Origin of the sequence: Streptomyces lydicus, from assembly GCF_000717345.1 — a bacterium.
GTDB classification, from domain to species: domain Bacteria; phylum Actinomycetota; class Actinomycetes; order Streptomycetales; family Streptomycetaceae; genus Streptomyces; species Streptomyces lydicus.
On the sequence record NZ_JNZA01000036.1, the window covers coordinates 31,336 to 50,936 of the forward strand.

The following is a 19,601-nucleotide window of genomic DNA, read 5'->3' on the forward strand; positions in this document are numbered from 1 at the left end:
CACCCCGCCCGGGTGCTGTAGGGACGGCTCAGTGGGCTCCGGTCCCGGTCAGCGAGCGGACCTCCAGTTCGGCGTACTTCTTGGCGTCCGGCTCCTCCTTGGACAGCAGGGAGCCCAGCCAGCCGAGCAGGAAGCCCAGCGGGATGGAGATCAGGCCGGGGTTCTCCAGCGGGAAGAAGTCGAAGTCGGCGCCGGGGAACATGGAGGTCTCCTTGCCGGAGACGACCGGCGAGAAGAGCACCAGCAGGACCGACGAGGCCAGTCCTCCGTAGATGGACCACAGGGCGCCCCGGGTGGTGAACCGCTTCCAGAAGAGGCTGTAGAGGAGCGTCGGGAGGTTGGCGGAGGCGGCGACCGCGAAGGCGAGGGCGACCAGGCCCGCGACGTTCAGGCCGCGGGCGAAGACGCCCAGCACGATGGCGACCGCGCCGATGCCGACGGTGGCCCAGCGGGCCGCGCCGACCTCCTCCTTCTCGGTGGCCTGCCCCTTGCGCAGGACGTTGACGTAGATGTCGTGGGCGAACGACGAGGACGAGGCGAGGGTGAGGCCGGCGACCACCGCCAGGATCGTCGCGAAGGCGACCGCGGAGATGACGGCCAGCAGCACCGCTCCCCCGGTGGAGCCGGCGCCGCCGCCGATCACCTCGGCGAGCTGCGGGGCCGCGGTGTTGCCCGCCTTGTTGGCGGCGGTGATCGCCTCCGGCTTCAGGAGCGCGGCGGCGCCGAAGCCGAGCGCGATGGTCATCAGGTAGAAGACGCCGATGATGCCGATCGCCCAGTTCACCGACGTACGGGCGGCCTTGGCGGTGGGGACGGTGTAGAAGCGGATGAGGATGTGCGGCAGGCCGGCGGTGCCCAGGACGAGCGCGAGGCCCAGCGAGATGAAGTCGATCTTCGAGGTGGCGGTGGCGCCGTACTTGAGTCCGGGCTGGAGGAAGGCCGCGCCCTTGCCGCTGTTCTCCGCGGCGGCGCCGAGCAGGCCGGAGAGGTTGAAGTGGAACTTCAGCGCCACCAGGAAGGTGATCAGCAGGGTGCCGGCGATCAGCAGCACCGCCTTGACCATCTGCACCCAGGTGGTGCCCTTCATGCCGCCGATGGTGACGTAGAGGATCATCACGATGCCGACGAGGACGACGACCAGGATCTTCCCGGCCTCGCTGGTGATGCCCAGCAGCAGGGTGACCAGCGCGCCGGCGCCCGCCATCTGGGCGAGCAGGTAGAAGATCGAGACGACGATGGTGGAGGTGCCCGCGGCGGTGCGGACCGGGCGCTGGCGCATCCGGTAGGCGAGGACGTCGCCCATGGTGAACCGGCCGGAGTTGCGCAGCGGTTCGGCGACCAGCAGCAGCGCGACGAGCCAGGCGACGAGGAAGCCGATGGAGTAGAGGAAGCCGTCGTAGCCGAAGAGGGCGATGGCGCCGGCGATGCCCAGGAAGGACGCGGCGGACATGTAGTCGCCGGAGATGGCCAGGCCGTTCTGGAAGCCGCTGAACTGCCGGCCGCCGGCGTAGAAGTCCTCGGCACCCTTGGTCTGCCGGCCGGCCCAGACGGTGATGCCGAGGGTGGCGGCGACGAAGACCGCGAAGAGGGTGATGATCAGGGCGCGGTGTTCGCCCGCGCCGCCGGCCGCGAGCTGGAGCGCGTACGACTGCTGAGGGGGCATCATGCGTCGGCCTCCAGGCGGGGCTTGTCGGCCTCCAGGCGGGACTTGATGGCCTCGGCCTTGGGGTCGAGCCGGGCGGCGGCATGCCGGGAGTACCACCAGGCGATGAGGAAGGTCGTCACGAACTGGCCGAGGCCGAGCACGAAGGCCACGTTCACCCGGCCGGCGACCTTGGTGGCCATGAAGCCGCCCGCGTAGCTCGACAGCAGCACGTACACGAGGTACCAGAGGATGAAGCCGAGGGTCAGCGGGAAGGCGAACGAGCGGTGCGCACGGCGGAGTTCATCGAATTCAGCGCTGGACTGCACCTGGAGGTAGTCGGGCGGCTCATGCGTCCCCGGATCGATGGTGGGTGCGGCACTCACGGAGTCTCCTGACGCGAGGGGTCTGGTGCTGGGGCCGAGGATAAGGCCCGGATAAGTGACGTGGATCACGCATCGTAGGGCCGCTCCCCACGATGCGACAGGGGTGGGATGGTTGAAATCCTGAGGAAACGAGGGAATGCGCAGCCCGGCCGCCACCGCGCGGGGGGCGCTTCGTTGAGCCGGTTGTGAATCCGCCGCCCCAGCAGGACGCCTCCCCACCCGGTCCCCGTCGGCGCCCGTACGGCAGCGTCCGGCTGCCCGCCCCGCTCGCCGTCGCCCCCGCGCCGCCCCGGCCCGGCGCCGATGCGCGCCGCTGGTACGGCCGGCGGATCGCCCTGCCGCCGCTGAGCATCGGCGCGCTGCGCCGGCAGGACTGACCGCCCGGCGCCTGCGCAGCGCCTCGCGCGGGCCCGTTTTCCGACGCGGCGTCAATGTGCCATCTCTGACGGGTTTCTCCGAGTCCGTTGCTGTCTGTCAGTGATCGCCGATAACTTCACTTCGCACTGCATCCGCCCGTGCGCAAACCCGCGCACGGGCGGTCTCACGGATGATGTGGAGTACCCATGGCGCATCCCCGATCCAGACGCATGCGGGCGCTGGCCGTCCCGCTCGGACTGGCCCTGACGGCGTCCCTCGGCTTCCTTCCGAACGCGGCCACCGCCGCCTCTGCGGACTCCGCCCCGGCCGCCGCCGCCCCGGCCGACGGCCCGCTGCTCTCGTACGTCGTGAACACCGCGCCGGGCCATGCCGCGGTCGGCAAGGTCGAGAAGGCGATAGCCAAGGCCGGCGGGAAGGTGATCGTCGCCCATGAGCAGATAGGCGTGATCGTCGTCCACTCGGCCAACCCGCAGTTCGCCGCCACCATACGGGCGGTGCCGGGTGTGCAGACGGCGGGCGCGACGCGCACCGCGCCGCTGAAGCCCACCGGCACCACCGACGTCGGCAAGCCGCAGAAGGTCGACCTGTCGAAGTCCCAGCTCAAGGCGGCCGGCAGCGCGGCGAAGGCGAACGGCCAGGAGCCGCTGGAACCGCTGCAGTGGGACCTGCCCGCCATCAAGGCCGACAAGGCCGCGAAGGTGAACCCCGGCAGCCGGAACGTCACCGTCGCCATCATCGACACCGGCGTGGACGACACCCACCCGGACCTGAAGCCCAACTTCTCCGCGAAGCAGTCCGCCAGCTGCGTGGGCGGCGTGGCCGACACCTCCAAGGGTGCTTGGCGCCCCTGGAACCCGGACGAGGACTACCACGGCACCCACGTCGCGGGCACGATCGCCGCGGCCCGCAACGGCGTGGGCGTGGCGGGCGTCGCCCCGGGCGTGAAGATCTCCGCCATCAAGGTCAGCGAGCCGGAGACGAGCCTCTTCTACGCGGAGAGCGTGGTCTGCGCGTTCGTCTTCGCGGCCGACCACGGCGTCGAGGTCACCAACAACAGCTACTACGTCGACCCGTGGATGTTCAACTGCAAGGATGACGCCGACCAGGCGGCCATCATTGACGCGGTCGGCCGGGCCGCGAGCTACGCCCAGCGCAAGGGCGCGATCAACATCGCCGCCGCGGGCAACTCCAACCTCGATCTGGCCGCCACCAAGCTCACCGACTCCGGCAGCCCGAACGACTCCACCCCGGTCGAACGCACCGTCAACCCGAAGACCTGCTGGGACGTTCCCACCCAGCTGCCGGGCACGGTGACCGTCGCGGCGACCGGCGTCAACAAGCTCAAGTCGTCCTACTCGAACTACGGGCTGGGCCAGATCGACGTGGCCGCCCCGGGTGGCGACTCCAAGCAGGTGCCCGAACTGCCCGCCAAGAACGGCAACATCCTCTCCACCATGCCGGGCGGCGACTGGGCCTACCTGGCCGGTACCTCCATGGCGACCCCGCACGTCGCGGGCGTGGCGGCGCTGCTGAAGAGCGCCCACCCCAAGTCCGGCCCGCAGGAGATCCAGTGGCTCCTCAAGGAGCAGGCGGACAACCCCGGCTGCCCCGCGGGTGACACCACCTGCACCGGCACCAAGCACGTGAACAGCCACTTCGGCTACGGCATCGTCGATGCGCTCGACGCCGTGAAGAAGTAACTCCCGGGAGGCGACTCCCCGGCCGGCACGCCCCTCGGGGTGTGCCGGCCGTCCCGCGCTCAGGGCGTGACCAGCACCTTGAGGGCGGTGCGCCGGTCCATCGCGCGGTAGCCGTCGGGGACGCCCGCGAGGTCGACGGTGAGGTCGAAGACCGGGGCAGGGTCGAGGGTGCCGTCCAGCACGTCGGGGAGCAGCTCCGGTATGTAGCTGCGGACCGGGGCGACGCCGCCGCGGACGGCGATGTTGTTGTCGAAGAGGGCGCGCATGTCCAGCCCGCTGCCGCTGCCGTGCGGGACGCCGACCCAGCCGATGGCGCCGCCGGGGCGGGTGATGCCGACCGCGGTGCGCATCGACTGCTCGGTGCCGACCGCCTCGATGACGGCGTGCGCGCCCCGGCCGCCGGTCAGCTCGCGGACCGCCGCGACGGCCGCCTCGCCGCGCTCGGCGACCACGTCGGTGGCGCCGAAGGTCCGGGCGAGGTCGGTACGCGCCTGATGGCGGCCGAGCGCGATGATCCGCTCGGCGCCCAGCCGCCTGGCGGCCAGCACACCGCACAGGCCGACCGCGCCGTCACCGACCACCGCGACCGTGGAGCCGGGCCGTACGCCGGCGCCGAGGGCGGCGTGGTGCCCGGTGCCCAGGACGTCGGAGAGCGCGAGCAGCCCGGTGAGCAGCCGCTCGTCGCCCGCGGCGTCGGCGGGCAGCTTGACCAGGGTGGCATCGGCGTACGGGACCCGTACGGCCTCGCCCTGGCCGCCGTCGGAACCGGGCTCGCCCCAGAAGCCGCCGTCGACGCAGGAGGTGGTCAGGCCGTCGGCGCAGTACTCGCAGCGGCCGTCGGACCACATGAAGGGCGCGACGACCAGGTCGCCCACGGAGAAGCCGGACACCTCGGGGCCGGTCTCGGCGACCACACCCAGGAATTCGTGGCCGATCCGCTGGCCGGGCTCGCGCGCCGCCTCGCCCCGGTACGCCCACAGGTCGCTGCCGCAGATGCAGGCCCGCAGCACCTGCACCACGGCGTCCTGGGGCTTGCGGACGGCGGCGTCCGGGACGTCGTCGACGCGGATGTCGTGGGCGGCGTGGATCGTGGTGGCGCGCATGCGGGGCGGTTCCTTGCGTTTTCAACAGATGGACCGCTCCACGGTACGCCTGCCCTACGACACCCCCGCCCCGGGCCGCACCGGCGCCGGCCGCGGCCCGGGCCGCCCGGCCGTCGTGGCGACGGCCCGCAGCACCCCGGTGGCCAGCGCGAACTGGGCCGCGGCGTAGGTGAGCATGATGCAGAACTGCGGGAGCGGGAGCTGCGGCCAGTGCGCCAGACCGCTCGCGATCAAGGTGTCGGAGAGCAGGAAGAGCAGCCCGCCGGCCGCGGCCAGGAGGCCCGCCCGCAGCGCGCCGAAGGCCATCGCGGTGAGCAGCAGGCTGTAGCCGGCGACCGGGATCCGCAGCTCCGCGGGCAGGTCCGGCCACAGCAGCGCCACGGTGCCGGCCAGCAGCAGCCCGTACCCGGCGGCGAGCCCGGCCGTCCGCCCCCGCCGGGCGGGCGCCGCACCGTTCCGCTCTCCCTGCCGTGCGAACACCAGCAAATAGCAGACGTGGCCCGCCGCGAACGAACCCATCCCCAGCAGGAAGACGGTGTCCCCGCCGATCTGCAGCAGGGTGTCGCCGCCGCAGCCGAACAGCAGCGCACCGGCCAGCAGGGCCGGCCCGCCGCGCGCCAGCACGTAGCAGGCGAGCACCGGCATCAGCGCGGGCTTGGTGACGTGTGCGACGGCCGTCGCCCCGGCGAGCAGCGCTCCCAGATGGACAGCGGTCAGCGCGGCGAACGCCCACAGCAACGGCCGCACGCCGGCCGCCCAACGGGGCGTCATGTGACGGGTTCCTCGACGGCGGGGCGCGCCTCGCCCTGCGCGGCGCCGGCCGCCTCCCCCTTTGCCGCGCCGGCCGCCTCCCCCTGCGCGGCGGCCGGCCGCCAGCCCGGTCCGCGGAAGACGTGGCCGGCGCGGGCGCTCCAGCTGCCGGCGGCCCGTACGTCGCGCGCGATGGCGGCGTACTCGTGGGTGGCCACCCGCAGCGGGTTGAAGGTCGCGATGTTCTTGGTGAGGCCGTAGACCGGCCGTTCGGTCTCGGCGACGAAGGAGCCGAACACCCGGTCCCAGATGATCAGGATCCCGCCGAAGTTGCGGTCCAGGTAGCCGCCCTGGGAGGCGTGGTGGACGCGGTGGTGGGACGGCGTGTTGAACAGGAACTCGACGGGCCGGGGCAGCTTGCCGATCCGCTCGGTGTGCACCCAGAACTGGTAGACGAGGTTGGCGCCCGAGGTGAACGCGATCGCGGCCGGATGCACGCCGAGGGCGATCATCGGGACGTAGAAGGGCCAGACGGTCCAGGTCGTCCAGGGCTGTCGCAGTGCGGTGGTGAGGTTGAACTTCTTGCTGGAGTGGTGCACCACGTGGCACGCCCACAGGACGCGGATGACGTGGTGGCCGCGGTGCGACCAGTAGTAGAAGAAGTCCTGCGCGAGCAGCATCAGCGGCAGCGTCCACCACAGCACGGGTATCCGCAGCGGGGTGAGTTCGTAGACCGCCGCGTAGATCGCGACGATGGGTATCTTCCACAGCGCGTCGAAGACCAGGCTGCCCAGCCCCATCCCGACGCTGGTGGCCGCGTCCTTGGCCTCGTAGCCCTCCGCGTCCTCGTCGGGATGCAGGCGGAAGCTCACCATCTCCACCACGGTGAGCAGGACGAAGGCCGGTACGGACCACAACACGACATCGGGCAGGTGCGGCATGTCCCGCACCATAAGGGGGGCGACAGGGGCGCCGCTAGGGGTTGTTACTCAGAAGTATGTGAGACCGGCCGTCAACTGCGGGCCGCGGCGTACCGCCGGTAGCTTCCCTCCCGGGCACGCGCCCGGCAACGACGACGGAAGCGAGGTCCGATGTCCGCACCCACCATCGCCCTGCTCGGCGGCGGTTTCTCCGACGACCCCGACACCCTGCTCGACGACTTCGTGCTGGCCGCCACCGGACGGCCGCGGCCGAAGGTCTGCTTCCTGCCCACCGCGAGCGGCGACGCGCCGGGATACATCGAGAAGTTCCACGCGGCGTTCGGCAAGCGGGACTGCGAGGCGAGCCATCTGGAGCTGTTCCGGCGCACCGTGACCGATCTGCGGTCCTTCGTCCTGGCGCAGGACGTCGTCTACGTAGGGGGCGGCAACACCGCGAACATGCTTGCCGTCTGGCGGCTGCACGGGCTGGACGAGGTGCTGCGCGAGGCGTACCGGGCCGGGGTGCTGCTGTGCGGCATCAGCGCCGGGGCCTGCTGCTGGTTCGAGAGCGCCTTCTCCGACTCCTTCGGCCCGCCCGCCCCACTCACCGACGGACTGGGCCTGCTGCCGGGCAGCCTGTGCCCGCACTACGACAGCGAGCCGGCGCGCCGCCCCGGCTACCTGGCCGCCGTCAACGACCGTGCGCTGCCCGCCGGTTGGGCGGTCGACGACGGCGCCGCCGCGCTGTTCACCGACGGCCGGCTGACCGATGTGGTGACCCGCAGGGAAGGGGCCACACTGCGCCGGGTGCAGGCGGACGGCGACGGCCCGGTACGCGAGACGGCCCGGACGGCGCGGGTATTGGCGGGCTGACGGGCCGGGGCGACGGAGGAGTGCGGCGAGAGCGCGGGGGCGGATTCGCGGGGCCGCTTGCGGCGACTTCAGGCCGAATCGGGGCCCGATTTCGGAGCGGCCAGTTTTTGACGAGTCGTGACGAGTTGTCCCGATTCGCTCGCCTTCCGGCCCCGCCCTACGGGCCCTTGCCCTCCCCCGTCCCTCCTGGTTTTCCCCTCCGCCCCCCTCCGCCTGGGGAACAGAACCCCACCAGAGCGTCTGCAAGGCGCTCAAATGCCCTCCCCCGCGGCGGAATTGTGCCCGTCGACGCCTCCGTGGCGGCCGTCTCCGGCGACGGCGGTTCGGTGGCTGTCGGTGGTGGCCCGTATCCTCAGGGACCATGCTCGAAGACCGCATGGCAGCAGCCGACCCGATCGCCCCGAGGATCGGGCAGCAGCCGGGCCCGCAGACGCCGCCGGCTCCCTGGCCGTCCGGGTATCCCCAGGGATACGCGGTGGTCGACGTGGAGACGACGGGCCTGGCCCGCGACGACCGGATCATCTCCGCCGCCGTGTACCAACTCGACGCACAGGGCGAGGTCCAGGACCACTGGTACACCCTCGTCAACCCGCAGCGCGATCCGGGCCCGGTGTGGATCCACGGCCTGACGAGCGCCGTGCTCGCCGACGCGCCGCTCTTCCCGGAGATCGTCACGGAGCTGTCCGAGCGCCTGGCGGACCGCGTGCTGGTGGCGCACAACGCCATGTTCGACTGGTCGATGATCGCCCGTGAGTACGCCCGCGCCGCGGCGACCGCCCCGGTGCGCCAGCGGCTGTGCACCATCGCGCTCTCCAAGGAGCTGGGACTGCCGCTGCCCAACCACAAGCTGGAGTCGCTCGCCGCCCACTACGGCGTCGTGCAGGAGCGCGCGCACCACGCGCTGGACGACGCCCGGGTGCTGGCCGAGGCGTTCCGCCCCAGTCTGCGGCGGGCCGCCCGGGAGAACCTCCGGCTGCCGCTGCTGACCTGCCAGCCGCTGACGGAGTGGTCGGACGCCCCGGCGCCCCGGCAGCGCGCCGCCGCCGCGTCGTACCGCCCCACCTCCTGGCGGCCGTCCCGCAAGCGTCCGGCGTGCCCGTATCCGAATCCGGGGCGCTACGAACCGGGCGGCCGGCTCGTCCAGGGGATGCGGGTCGCCTTTTCGGGCGATACGTCCGTGGACCGCGAGCTGCTGGAGGACCGCGCGATCGAGGCCGGGCTGCATGTGGCGACGAGCGTGTCCCGGCTGACCAGCCTGCTGGTGACCAACGACCCGGACGCCCGGACCTCCAAGACCGCCAAGGCTTCCTCGTACGGCACGACCGTGATCGACGAGGCGGCCTTCATGCAGCTGCTCCAGGACGTCCTTCCGGCGCCTGCTTCCGGGTGAAGCCCGGCCAACACACCCGTCCGCGCCTCGCCCCGTGCGGGCCCCGCCCGCACGCTGTGGCGCATGGCACGTTGTGAGGTCTGCGGAAACGACTACGGGATGACGTTCGAGGTGCACGCGCAGGGCGCGGTGCACGTCTTCGACTGTTTCTCCTGCGCCATCCACCGCATGGCGCCGATCTGTGAGCACTGCCGGGTCCAGATCATCGGCCAGGGGGTGGAGGCCGACGGCAAGTGGTACTGCGGCGCGCACTGCGCCCGCTCGGACGGGCGGGTGGGCATCGTCGACCGGGTCTGACGGCCGCGGGCCCCCTCTGCCGGGGACCCGCGGCCGGGCCGCCCGGGCGCCCCAGGTACCGTCGGAGCCGTGTACCGCTTCCTGTTGTCCCGGCAGTGGGTGATCCTCACCCTCGTGGGCCTCGTGCTGATCCCCGTCATGATCAAGCTGGGCTTCTGGCAGCTGCACCGCCATGAGCACAAGGTGGCGCAGAATCAGCTCATCGCGTCCAGCCTGGCGGCCAAGCCGGTCCCGGTGACGGCGCTGACCGCCCCCGGCCGGGACCTCCCGCACCACGACATGTGGCGCACGGTCACCGCCACCGGCACGTACGACACCGCGCACGAGGTCGTGGTGCGTCAGCGCACCGCCGCCGACGAGCAGAGCATCGGCTACTACGTCCTGACCCCGCTGGTCCTGGCCGACGGCGACGCGGTGCTCGTCAACCGCGGCTGGATCTCGGCGGGCAACGACCTCACCAAGTTCCCCGACGTCCCGCCCGCCCCCAAGGGCAAGGTCACCGTGACCGGCCGGATGATGGCCGACGAGACCACCGCGTTCAGCGGCATCAAGGACACCAAGGGGCTGCCCGCCCGCCAGGTCATGCTGATCAACAGCAAGGAGCAGGCGAAGCGGACCGGCCGGCCGATGCTCGGCGGCTACATCGAGCAGACCGGCCCCGATCCGGCGGGCGGTAAGCCGGAGCTGGTGCCCGAGCCGGACCACGACTCGATCGGCCCGCACATGGCCTACGCGATCCAGTGGTGGCTGTTCGCGGGCGCCGTACCGGTCGGCTGGATCATCCTGGTACGCCGTGAGCGCCGCGACCGCGCCGAGGCAGCGGCCAAGGAGGCCGCGGGCGCCGAGGAGGCCCCGGGCGGGCCGCCCGCCCGCGAGACCGAGGACGCCACCGCGTAGAACGCGACGGCCCGGGACGCCACAGCCCCGGAACGGCCCGGCCGCGGCCGTCGCCCGGACAGCCGTCAGCACCGCGTAGCGCACCCGCCCGGCGGGAAAGCCCGAGGGGTGCACCCACATATCGAGGACTACGCGCTCATCGGCGATCTGCAGACCGCCGCGCTGGTCGGCCGCGACGGCTCGATCGACTGGCTGTGCCTGCCCCGCTTCGACTCGCCCGCCTGCTTCGCCGCTCTCCTCGGCGGCCGGGACAACGGCCACTGGTCGCTGTCCCCGCGCTCCCCCGAGGCCCGCGCCGAGCGCTCCTACCGCGGCGACTCGCTGATCCTCGACACCGTCTGGGAGACCCCCACCGGCCGGGTACGCGTCACCGACTTCATGCCGCAGCGCGACCGCGCACCCGACGTCGTACGGATCGTCGAGGGCCTGGACGGCAGCGTCGAGATGCGCGGGGTGCTGCGGCTGCGGTTCGACTACGGGCGGGTGGTGCCGTGGGTGCGCGCCACCGAGGGCGCCCGGGTGGCGGTCGCCGGTCCGGACTCGGTGTGGCTGCGCACCCCGTCCCACGGCACCACCTACGGCAAGGACTTCTCCACCCGATCGGACTTCACCGTCGCCGCGGGCGAGCGCACCGCGTTCGTGCTGACCTGGCATCCCTCGCACGAGCCCCGGCCCGACCTCATCGACCCGTTCGACGCGCTGGCGGACACCCTGGAGGACTGGCGGACCTGGTCCGCCCGGTGCCGCTACGACGGCCCGCACCGCGCGGCCGTGATCCGTTCGCTGATCACCCTCAAGGCGCTGACCTACGCCCCCACCGGCGGCATCGTCGCGGCACCCACCACCTCGCTGCCCGAGGAAGTGGGCGGCGTCCGCAACTGGGACTACCGCTACTGCTGGCTGCGCGACGCCAGCCTCACCCTGGACTCGCTGCTCGCCGCCGGGTACCTGGAGGAGGCCGGCGCCTGGCGGGACTGGCTGCTGCGTGCGGTCGCCGGCGCGCCCGAAGACCTGCAGATCATGTACGGGCTGGCCGGCGAGCGGCGGCTCCCGGAGGCCGAACTGCCCTGGCTGAGCGGGTACTCCGGCTCCACGCCGGTGCGGATCGGCAACGCCGCCGTCGAGCAGCGGCAGCTCGACGTCTACGGCGAGGTGATCGACTCCTTCCACATCGCGCGTACCGCCGGACTGCCGGCGGAACCGCACGCCTGGAGCATCCAGCGGACCGTGGTGGACTACCTGGAGACCACCTGGCGCGACCCCGACGAGGGGCTGTGGGAGGTCCGCGGCCCGCGCCGGCACTTCGTGCACTCCAAGGTCATGGCGTGGGTGGCGGCCGACCGGGCGGTACGGGCGCTGGAGGCGAACCCGAAGCTGGGCGGGGACATCGACCGCTGGCGGGCGATGCGCGACGAGGTGCACCGGGAGGTCTGCGAGCGGGGGTACGACGCCGATCGGGGCACCTTCACCCAGTTCTACGGCTCGGCGGAGCTGGACGCCGCGACCCTGCTGATCCCCCGGGTCGGCTTCCTGCCGGGGGACGACCCCCGGGTGGTCGGCACCATCGACGCGGTGCGCCGGGAGCTGACGCACGACGGGCTGGTCCGCCGCTACAGCAGCGGGGACGTCCCGGTCGACGGACTGCCGGGCAGCGAGGGCGCGTTCCTGGCCTGCTCGTTCTGGCTGGTCGACGCGTTGCAGCTGAGCGGACGGCGACCGGAGGCCGCCCAGCTGTTCGAGCGGCTGCTGGAGCTGCGCAACGACGTGGGGTTGCTCTCCGAGGAGTACGACCCGGTCGCGGGGCGCCAGCTGGGCAATTTCCCGCAGGCGTTCAGCCATATCGGTCTGGTGGGGACCGCCTTCGGTCTGCTCGGCGGGGCCGGGGCAGACTAGGGCCATGGATCTGGGACTTACCGACCGGACGTACATCGTCACCGGGGCGACCCGCGGCCTGGGCTTCGCCACCGCCCGGGAACTCGTCGCCGACGGCGCCAACGTCGTGATCAGCGGACGCACCGAGGAGAGCGCGGCCAAAGCGGCCGCCTCACTGGGAGAGCGCGCCCTCGGCGTGGCCGCCGACAACGCCGACGCGCAGACGCCGGACCGCCTGGTGGCGGCGGCCCGCGAGCGCTTCGGCCGCCTGGACGGCGTGCTCATCAGCGTGGGCGGCCCGCCACCGGGCTCGGCCCTCGACAACACCGACGACCAGTGGCGCGCGGCCTTCGAGTCGGTCTTCCTCGGCGCGGTCCGGCTGGCCCGTACGGCCGCCGCGGAGCTCGCGGAGGGCGGGGTGATCGCCTTCGTGCTCTCCGGCTCGGTGCACGAGCCGATCAGCGGCCTGACCATCTCCAACGGTCTGCGCCCCGGCCTCGCCGGCTTCGCCAAGTCGCTCGCGAACGAGCTGGGGCCGCGCGGCATCCGCGTCCTCGGCGTGCTGCCCGGCCGGATCGCCACCGACCGGATGACCCAGCTCGACGCGCTCTCCGGCGACCCCGAGGGCTCCCGTGCCCGCAACTCCGCCGCGGTGCCGCTGGGCCGCTACGGCGAGCCGGAGGAGTACGGCCGGGTCGCGGCGTTCCTGCTGTCGCCGGCCGCGTCGTACGTCACCGGCGTGATGGTGCCGGTGGACGGCGGCGCCCGGCACGGCTTCTGACGGACTCCGGACGCCAGGACCGGGACGACGGGCGCCGGTCGGCGAGTGCCGGCGCGCTAACTCACCCGCTCCGCCCGGTGCTTGACCGCCCGCAGGCGTACGTCCGCCGGCAGGTGGTCGAGCCCGGCCGAGCGGCGGGCGTGCGCCACCGCCTCGTCGGACAGCCGCAGCAGCACGCCCCCGGGGTCGGCGTGCGGGGCGAGGGCGAGCAGGGCACGCAGCCGCGGCTCGGTACGGCGGCCGGTGAGCCGGACCCCGGCCCCGTCGACGCCCTCCAGGGACTCGGCCTCGGCGACGAGGACCCTTTCCAGGGCCCGGCCCCGCAGCAGGGCGCCCTCGCCGTCGCCGCTGTCGACGAGCATCTCGTGCAGCCGGTGCCGGCGCAGCTGGGCCAGCAGCCACCACAGCATCAGCAGCACGAACACGGCCAGGGCCGCGATGACGACCGGCCACCACCAGCCCTCGTGCGTCCAGCGGGTGCGCTGGTGGGCGGAGAGCAGGACGTCGCCGGGGCGGGACCAGGGCCAGTGGGCGGGCAGGCCCAGATGCCACTTGGCGGGCAGCCCGAGGCCGCCGAACAGCACCAGCCCGCCGGTGCCGAGCAGCACCACACCGGCCAGGCCCAGCAGCACCCGGTTGGCCGTTCTGCGGGCCGTGGGCATCGCGCTCACCTCTTCTTCGGGCGTCGGACGTGCACGGTCAGACCGAACCGGTGCGCCAGGCCGAGCTGCCGCAGCCCCTCGCCGAGCGCCACGTCGAGGTCGGCACGGACCTCGTCCAGCTCACGGAAGTGCGAGACGGCGCGCGCGGTGGCCTTGCGGCGGCTGACGCTCATCCGCACGGACTGGACGCCGGAGACCTCCATGGCCCGGTCGCGCAGCACCAGCGCCGCGGCCTTCCGGTCGAGTCCGGCCCGGATACCGGGGGCGACCGGCCGCATCGGCAGCACCTGGCGCAGGCCGGGGGTGACGGCCAGCGCGATCAGCCACAGGCCGAGCACGACAGCCAGCGCGGCGGGACCCAGCACCAAGGAGTCGTCGAGGTGACGGGTGGCCAGTTCGCGGGCGAGGTGCCGCCGCCAGGCCATCGCGGGGTGGTGGGCGCGCACCGCGGCGACGTCGTAGAGCAGCAGCCCGGCGGCGCCCAGGAGCACGAGCGCGACCACCGCGGCGGGCACCCGGCGGGCGGACCAGAAGCGTCCGGTCCGGCCGTCGGCCGCGACGGGCTCCGGCGTGTCCCCGGCGGCGGGACGGGCCCCGTCGTCCGGCCCGCCGGACTCCTTGTCGAGGGTGGGCATCGGCCGGGTGTCCGGTCGCTGTGCGTCGTCGTCGCTCATTGCACCCTCTCCCGGCCGTGGCCCTCCAGCAGCGGTGAGCGCAACCGCTCGACCTCGACCGCGACCTCGGGCACCGTCATGTTCGCGAGTGCCTTGACCCGTTCGGTGACGTGGCGGCGCACCGCGCGGCACTGCGCGCCGATGTCCGAGGGGTAGCGCAGCTCGACGGCGATGCGCAGCCGCGCCTCGCCGAAGTGCTCGGTGTCGTCGCGGCGGTGGACGGTCACCGTCGCATGGGCGTCCGTACGGGCCTGCGGTGACTCCTCGCGCAGCGCCTCACGCGCGGCCCGGGTGGCGATCTTCGCCACCACCCGGTCCGCGATGCTGGTCGCCCCGCGCCCGCCCGCCGGTACGTCAGCGGCAGCGGCGGGCGGGGCCGCCGGGTGGACGGCTGTCACCCGGCCTCACCGCCGCCGGTCGAAACGGTCGCCGGAGCGCGTGCGGAAGAAATCGCCGGCTTCCAGGTCCCCGTCGAGGAACCGCCCGGCCACGAACCCGACGGCGCCCAGCGCCGCCACCAGGACAAAGGCCCCGAAACCGCCGAAGTATCCGGCGAAGCCCAGCGCCATACCGGCCAAGAGGCCGACCACGGCCATGCTCATCGTGCGCTCCTTCGCTACTGCTCCGGACGGGACCGCCTACTGGAGCCGCGGCTCCGCTTCCTCTTCTTCGTCTGCCTCGTCGGGCAACTTCACATCGCTGACCGCGATGTTGACCTCGACGACCTCCAGGCCCGTCATCCGCTCCACGGCGGCGATGACGTTCTCCCGGACGGAACGCGCGACATCGGCGATGGCGACGCCGTAGTCCACCACGATCTCCAGGTCCACCGCGGTCTGCACCTCGCCGACCTCGGCCTTCACCCCGCGGCTCGCGGTCGAGGCACGCCCGCCGCCGGGCACCCGCTCCCGTACGGCGCCCATCGTGCGGGCGAACCCGCTGCCCATGGCGTGCACACCGACGACGTCCCGGGCCGCCAGACCGGCGATCTTCTCCACGACGCCGTCGGCGATGGTGGTGCGGCCCCGTGACCCGGGGTCACCTCCGCCCCTCTTCGTCGGCGTCCTGGACTCCACTGCCTGCTGCTGGCTCTCGCTCATCGTCGTTCGTCCCTTCCGCGGGGAGAAGCGGTCCACCCGCTCCGATCCTCACAGTAGGTCCGCGACCCCGGAACCGCTCCGGGAGTGTGGCAGCCGGGTGTTCCGTACGGCTCCGTCCGGCGCATCGCCCTGCCGTACCGGCGGGTCTGCGGCAGGCTGGGGACACAGTCCGGCTACGGACTCCGGCACGGGCCGGGAGACCTGCCGGGAAAGGGGTGACGCGGTGGCCGGGAACCAGTGGGCGCAGACAGTGCGCCGCCAGCTCGGGATCGGCCGGGTGCTGCCGCTCGGCGGGCCCGCGGACGGGTCCTGGATCGCCGAACGGGCCGCCGTCGGGGTACTGCGGACGGCCGCCGGCCTCCCCGCGGGCGTGCGCCTGGGTCCGCTGCGGCTGTCCCTCGCCGATCCCGGGCAGGTCGCGGAGCCCGCCGTGCCGGCGCCGCCGAGCGCACTGCCGCCGGGCCCGCTGCGGATCGAGGCGGAGTTCGCCGCGGTCGCCGACCGGCCGCTGCCGGTCCTCGCCGACCAGGTGCGCACGGCGCTGCTGGAGGCGGCGTTCCAGCAGCTCGGGCTGGTGGTGGGAGTGGTGGACCTGCGGGTCAGCGAACTGCTGGAGGCGGGCGAGGGCGGGCCGGCGGCGGAGCCCCCGGGTGCCGCCGCGCCGCCGGAGCCGCCGGCCCACCCCGGCGGTACGCCCGGGCCGGCGGCGGAGGACTCGGCCGGCGCCCCTCAGGACGGCGCGGCCGGCATCGCCGCCGCGGCGCTGGGGGTGTCCGGGGTGGCGCGTCTGGCGCCGGTGCTCGGCGGCCGGTCCCGTCCGGTGCGGCCGGCCGACGGGCACGTGCTGATCGAGCTGGCGGTCGAGGCCGGCTATCGCGCGCTGGATGTCGCGCATGCCGTGCGGGAGGCGGTGGCCGCCGCGCCGCCCCGGCCGTCGACGGTCGCGGTGCTGGTCACGGACGTCGAACCGGAGTGAGGCGCGCGGCGGACGAGAAGCGGCGGCCCGGGGAGCGGTACGGCTCCCCGGGGACGCCGGAGCCGCTACTCCCCCACACCCGCCAGATCGCGCAGCCGGCGGGCCTGGGCGGCGCGTTCGGCGACGCGCTGCTCCTCGTAGTCCCGGCCCGCCGCACCGGCCAGCAGGGCCTTGGTCTCGATCACGGCGTCCCGCGGTGCGGCGAGGAGCGCGGCGGCCAGGTCGGCCACCGCGGCGTCGAGGTCGTCCGGGGACACCACGAGGTTGGCGAGGCCGGTCCGTTCGGCCTCCTCGGCGTGCACGAAGCGCCCGGTGGCGCAGATCTCCAGGGCGCGGGCGTAGCCCACCAGCGCGACCAGGGGGTGGGTGCCGGTCAGGTCCGGTACGAGCCCCAGGCTGGTCTCGCGCATGGCGAACTGCACGTCATCGGCGACCACGCGCAGGTCGCAGGCGAGCGCGAGCTGGAAGCCCGCGCCGATGGCGTGCCCCTGCACGGCGGCGATCGTCACCAGGTCATTGCGCCGCCACCAGGTGAAAGCCTCCTGGTACTCGGCGATCGTGGCGTCCAGTGCGCTGTCCGTGCCACGTGCCAGATCGATGAACGACGGCTCGCCGTCGAAGCCTTCGGGCGTGAACGCCTGCCGGTCGAGGCCCGCCGAGAAGGACTTGCCCTCTCCGCGCAACACCGCCACCCGGACGTTTCCCGGCAGCAGCGAACCGGCCTCGGCCAGCGCCCGCCACATGGCAGGCGACTGCGCGTTGCGCTTGGCCGCATTGGCGAGGGTCACCGTCGCGACGTCACCGTCCACGGTGAGCCGCACGCCGTCCTTGTCGAGCAGAGTCATGAGCGCCTCCGAGTCAGCCAGCCGCACCTGCGTGCGTAAGTGACTGAACGGTAACCTCCCGGCCGACTGCTCGGCCGACCGGGGGGAGACCGCTGCTACCCGGAGTCGCGGCCGTCAGGCCGAGGCGGCCTTCTTGCCCCTTGTGGCTCCGCCGCGACCACGCAGGACCACGCCGGATTCGCTGAGCATCCGGTGCACGAATCCATAGGAGCGGCCGGTTTCCTCGGCCAGCGCCCGGATGCTCGCTCCGGAGTCGTACTTCTTCTTCAGGTCTGCCGCGAGCTTCTCGCGCGCGGCGCCGGTCACCCGGCTGCCCTTCTTCAGAGTCTCGGCCACCCGTGCCTCCTCGTGGGAAGTGCGCTCTGGACTCTCATGATCACCCCTCCCCGGCTTCCTGGCCACCCATTCCGCAAGGTCAGTACGACATCCTTTGCCCGCGGACGGCCCCTCAGCCGGGCCGGAATCCCGCCCGGCGGGCCGCCCACGCGCGACTTTCCGCGAGAAGTGGCAGGTCAGGCGGTATGCGACCGAAAAGGTGCGGGCCGGGCACCGGGCGGGAGCGAGGGCGGTGAAGGCTCGCCGGAGTATGAGCCGTTCTCACTCAGATGATGGATCACAGGTAGGCCGAATGATCCATACGGCATGATCCAACCGCCGTGACCGCTCCCCGCGGCCCTACGCCGGGCCCGCCGCCGGGTCAGGCCAGCGCGACCAGGTCCGCGTAGTCCTGGCCCCACAGGTCCTCGACGCCGTCGGGGAGCAGGATGATCCGCTCCGGCTGGAGCGCGTCCACGGCGCCCTCGTCGTGGGTCACCAGGACCACCGCGCCGGTGAAGGTGCGCAGCGCGCCGAGGATCTCCTCGCGGCTGGCCGGGTCGAGGTTGTTGGTGGGCTCGTCGAGCAGCAGGACGTTCGCGGAGGAGACGACCAGCGTCGCGAGCGCGAGACGGGTCTTCTCACCGCCGGAGAGGACGCCGGCCGGCTTGTCGACGTCGTCGCCCGAGAAGAGGAAGGAGCCCAGCACCTTGCGGACGGCGACCAGGTCCATGTCCGGCGAGGCGGAGCGCATGTTCTCCAGGACCGTGCGGTCCGGGTCCAGGGTCTCGTGCTCCTGGGCGTAGTAGCCGAGCTTGAGGCCGTGGCCGGGGCGGACCTCGCCGGTGTCCGGCGTCTCGACGCCGGACAGCAGCCGCAGCAGGGTGGTCTTGCCCGCGCCGTTCAGGCCCAGGATGACCACCCGGGAGCCCTTGTCGATGGCCAGGTCGACGTCGGTGAAGATCTCCAGGGAGCCGTAGGACTTCGACAGGCCCTCGGCGGTCAGCGGGGTCTTGCCGCACGGCGCCGGGTCCGGGAAGCGCAGCTTGGCGACCTTGTCGGCGGCGCGCACCGCGTCCAGGCCGGCCAGCAGCTTGTCGGCGCGCTTGGCCATGTTCTGCGCGGCGACGGTCTTGGTGGCCTTGGCCCGCATCTTGTCGGCCTGCGAGTTGAGCGCCGCGGCCTTCTTCTCGGCGTTCGCGCGCTCGCGCTTGCGGCGCTTCTCGTCCGCCTCGCGCTGCTGCTGGTAGAGCTTCCAGCCCATGTTGTAGACGTCGATCTGGGAGCGGTTGGCGTCCAGATAGAAGACCTTGTTGACGACGGTCTCGACGAGGTCGACGTCGTGCGAGATGACGATGAAGCCGCCGCGGTAGGTCTTGAGGTAGTCCCGCAGCCAGACGATGGAGTCGGCGTCGAGGTGGTTGGTCGGCTCGTCGAGCAGCAGGGTGTCGGAGTCCGAGAAGAGGATCCGGGCCAGCTCGACGCGGCGGCGCTGACCACCGGAGAGGGTGTGCAGCGGCTGGCCGAGGATGCGGTCGGGCAGGCCGAGGCTGGCGGCGATGGTCGCGGCCTCCGCCTCGGCGGCGTACCCGCCCTTGGTCAGGAACTCGGTCTCCAGGCGCTCGTACTTCTTCATCGCCTTGTCGCGGGTGGCGCCCTTGCCGTTGGCCATCCGGTCCTCGTTCTCGCGCATCTTGCGCAGCACGGAGTCCAGATCGCGGGCGGAGAGGATGCGGTCGCGGGCGAGGACGTCGAGGTCGCCGGTGCGTGGGTCCTGCGGCAGATAGCCGACCTGGCCGGAGCGGGTGACCGTGCCGGCGGCGGGGATGCCCTCACCGGCCAGCACCTTGGTGAGGGTGGTCTTGCCGGCGCCGTTACGGCCGACCAGTCCGATCCGGTCGCCCTTGGCGATGCGGAAGGAGGCGGACTCGATGAGGACGCGGGCGCCGGCACGCAGCTCGACGCCGGAAGCGGTGATCACGGAAAATGCTCCAGGGCAGGAAGACGGCGGATTGGACGGACGGTCCGAGAGCGGTCTGC

Annotated in this window: 22 protein-coding genes; 9 read left to right on the forward strand and 13 right to left on the reverse strand. The window is 72.9% G+C overall.

The features are described from left to right. Positions 1-28: 28 nt before the first annotated feature. On the reverse strand, positions 29-1,666 hold the full coding sequence (locus OO62_RS28430; RefSeq protein WP_033270493.1) for a solute symporter family protein: 1,638 nt from the start codon (positions 1,664-1,666) through the stop codon (positions 29-31). Next, positions 1,663-2,028, reverse strand: coding sequence for a DUF485 domain-containing protein (locus tag OO62_RS28435; protein ID WP_033270494.1), 366 nt, complete (start codon positions 2,026-2,028; stop codon positions 1,663-1,665). Before OO62_RS28435 ends, OO62_RS28430 begins: the two co-directional genes overlap by 4 nt. Positions 2,029-2,213: 185 nt before the next feature. On the opposite strand from OO62_RS28435, the gene OO62_RS28440 reads away from it, so the two are divergent. Both OO62_RS28440 and OO62_RS28445 read left to right on the forward strand, forming a co-directional pair. Beyond that, positions 2,214-2,405: a hypothetical protein gene (locus OO62_RS28440; protein ID WP_033270495.1), complete on the forward strand. Its 192-nt coding sequence runs from the start codon at positions 2,214-2,216 to the stop codon at positions 2,403-2,405. Between the two features lie 186 nt (positions 2,406-2,591). Beyond that, positions 2,592-4,106 carry a S8 family serine peptidase gene (locus OO62_RS28445; protein ID WP_033270496.1) on the forward strand — a complete coding sequence of 505 codons (1,515 nt, stop codon included), beginning with the start codon at positions 2,592-2,594 and terminating at the stop codon, positions 4,104-4,106. A 59-nt stretch (positions 4,107-4,165) separates the two neighbouring features. On the opposite strand, the gene OO62_RS28450 is transcribed toward OO62_RS28445, so the two are convergent. From OO62_RS28450 to OO62_RS28460, 3 genes are read right to left on the reverse strand one after another with little or no spacing between them, the layout of a single operon-like run. Then, positions 4,166-5,209, reverse strand: coding sequence for a zinc-dependent alcohol dehydrogenase family protein (locus OO62_RS28450; RefSeq protein ID WP_033270497.1), 1,044 nt, complete (start codon positions 5,207-5,209; stop codon positions 4,166-4,168). A gap of 54 nt (positions 5,210-5,263) precedes the next feature. Beyond that, positions 5,264-5,980 carry a lysoplasmalogenase gene (locus tag OO62_RS28455; protein ID WP_033270498.1) on the reverse strand — a complete coding sequence of 239 codons (717 nt, stop codon included), beginning with the start codon at positions 5,978-5,980 and terminating at the stop codon, positions 5,264-5,266. Then, entirely contained in the window at positions 5,977-6,900 is a 924-nt protein-coding gene (locus tag OO62_RS28460) for a sterol desaturase family protein (protein ID WP_033270499.1), read from the reverse strand. The genes OO62_RS28455 and OO62_RS28460 overlap by 4 nt, the downstream gene beginning before the upstream one ends. A gap of 150 nt (positions 6,901-7,050) precedes the next feature. On the opposite strand from OO62_RS28460, the gene OO62_RS28465 reads away from it, so the two are divergent. From OO62_RS28465 to OO62_RS28490, 6 genes are all read left to right on the forward strand, one after another. Next, entirely contained in the window at positions 7,051-7,752 is a 702-nt protein-coding gene (locus OO62_RS28465) for a Type 1 glutamine amidotransferase-like domain-containing protein (RefSeq protein ID WP_033270500.1), read from the forward strand. A gap of 361 nt (positions 7,753-8,113) precedes the next feature. Continuing rightward, positions 8,114-9,142 carry a DEDDh family exonuclease gene (locus OO62_RS28470; protein ID WP_078617396.1) on the forward strand — a complete coding sequence of 343 codons (1,029 nt, stop codon included), beginning with the start codon at positions 8,114-8,116 and terminating at the stop codon, positions 9,140-9,142. Between the two features lie 63 nt (positions 9,143-9,205). Beyond that, entirely contained in the window at positions 9,206-9,439 is a 234-nt protein-coding gene (locus OO62_RS28475; protein WP_077192103.1) for a hypothetical protein, read from the forward strand. 69 nt (positions 9,440-9,508) lie between these two features. Continuing rightward, the gene (locus OO62_RS28480; RefSeq protein WP_033270501.1) at positions 9,509-10,336 is read left to right on the forward strand and encodes an SURF1 family cytochrome oxidase biogenesis protein; all 828 of its coding nucleotides are present in this window, start codon (positions 9,509-9,511) and stop codon (positions 10,334-10,336) included. 108 nt (positions 10,337-10,444) lie between these two features. Further along, a complete protein-coding gene (locus OO62_RS28485) occupies positions 10,445-12,229 on the forward strand; it encodes a glycoside hydrolase family 15 protein (RefSeq protein ID WP_033270502.1) in 1,785 nt (594 codons plus the stop codon). Between the two features lie 4 nt (positions 12,230-12,233). Beyond that, positions 12,234-12,989 carry an SDR family oxidoreductase gene (locus tag OO62_RS28490; protein ID WP_033270503.1) on the forward strand — a complete coding sequence of 252 codons (756 nt, stop codon included), beginning with the start codon at positions 12,234-12,236 and terminating at the stop codon, positions 12,987-12,989. A gap of 56 nt (positions 12,990-13,045) precedes the next feature. Here the strand turns inward: OO62_RS28490 and amaP are convergent, their stop codons facing one another. From amaP to OO62_RS28515, 5 genes are read right to left on the reverse strand one after another with little or no spacing between them, the layout of a single operon-like run. Next, the gene (amaP, locus tag OO62_RS28495) at positions 13,046-13,651 is read right to left on the reverse strand and encodes an alkaline shock response membrane anchor protein AmaP (RefSeq protein ID WP_033270504.1); all 606 of its coding nucleotides are present in this window, start codon (positions 13,649-13,651) and stop codon (positions 13,046-13,048) included. 5 nt (positions 13,652-13,656) lie between these two features. After that, positions 13,657-14,325 carry a DUF6286 domain-containing protein gene (locus OO62_RS28500; RefSeq protein ID WP_033270505.1) on the reverse strand — a complete coding sequence of 223 codons (669 nt, stop codon included), beginning with the start codon at positions 14,323-14,325 and terminating at the stop codon, positions 13,657-13,659. Further along, complete coding sequence (locus OO62_RS28505; RefSeq protein ID WP_033270506.1) at positions 14,322-14,723, reverse strand: Asp23/Gls24 family envelope stress response protein; 402 nt, start codon at positions 14,721-14,723, stop codon at positions 14,322-14,324. Before OO62_RS28505 ends, OO62_RS28500 begins: the two co-directional genes overlap by 4 nt. Positions 14,724-14,729: 6 nt before the next feature. Next, complete coding sequence (locus OO62_RS28510; protein ID WP_033270507.1) at positions 14,730-14,927, reverse strand: hypothetical protein; 198 nt, start codon at positions 14,925-14,927, stop codon at positions 14,730-14,732. 36 nt (positions 14,928-14,963) lie between these two features. Beyond that, positions 14,964-15,425, reverse strand: coding sequence for an Asp23/Gls24 family envelope stress response protein (locus OO62_RS28515; protein ID WP_033270508.1), 462 nt, complete (start codon positions 15,423-15,425; stop codon positions 14,964-14,966). Between the two features lie 223 nt (positions 15,426-15,648). Here OO62_RS28515 and OO62_RS28520 point away from each other — a divergent pair, with 223 nt between their 5' ends. Then, a complete protein-coding gene (locus tag OO62_RS28520; protein ID WP_033270509.1) occupies positions 15,649-16,401 on the forward strand; it encodes a hypothetical protein in 753 nt (250 codons plus the stop codon). Positions 16,402-16,466: 65 nt separating this feature from the next. Here the strand turns inward: OO62_RS28520 and OO62_RS28525 are convergent, their stop codons facing one another. The 3 genes from OO62_RS28525 to OO62_RS28535 all read right to left on the reverse strand — a co-directional run bounded on the left by OO62_RS28525 (position 16,467) and on the right by OO62_RS28535 (position 19,542). Further along, positions 16,467-17,246, reverse strand: a complete 780-nt coding sequence (locus OO62_RS28525; RefSeq protein WP_033270575.1) for an enoyl-CoA hydratase/isomerase family protein — start codon at positions 17,244-17,246, stop codon at positions 16,467-16,469. A gap of 114 nt (positions 17,247-17,360) precedes the next feature. Next, on the reverse strand, positions 17,361-17,582 hold the full coding sequence (locus OO62_RS28530; RefSeq protein WP_006606369.1) for a helix-turn-helix domain-containing protein: 222 nt from the start codon (positions 17,580-17,582) through the stop codon (positions 17,361-17,363). Between the two features lie 361 nt (positions 17,583-17,943). After that, positions 17,944-19,542 carry an ABC-F family ATP-binding cassette domain-containing protein gene (locus OO62_RS28535; protein WP_033270510.1) on the reverse strand — a complete coding sequence of 533 codons (1,599 nt, stop codon included), beginning with the start codon at positions 19,540-19,542 and terminating at the stop codon, positions 17,944-17,946. Between the last annotated feature and the right edge of the window lie 59 nt (positions 19,543-19,601).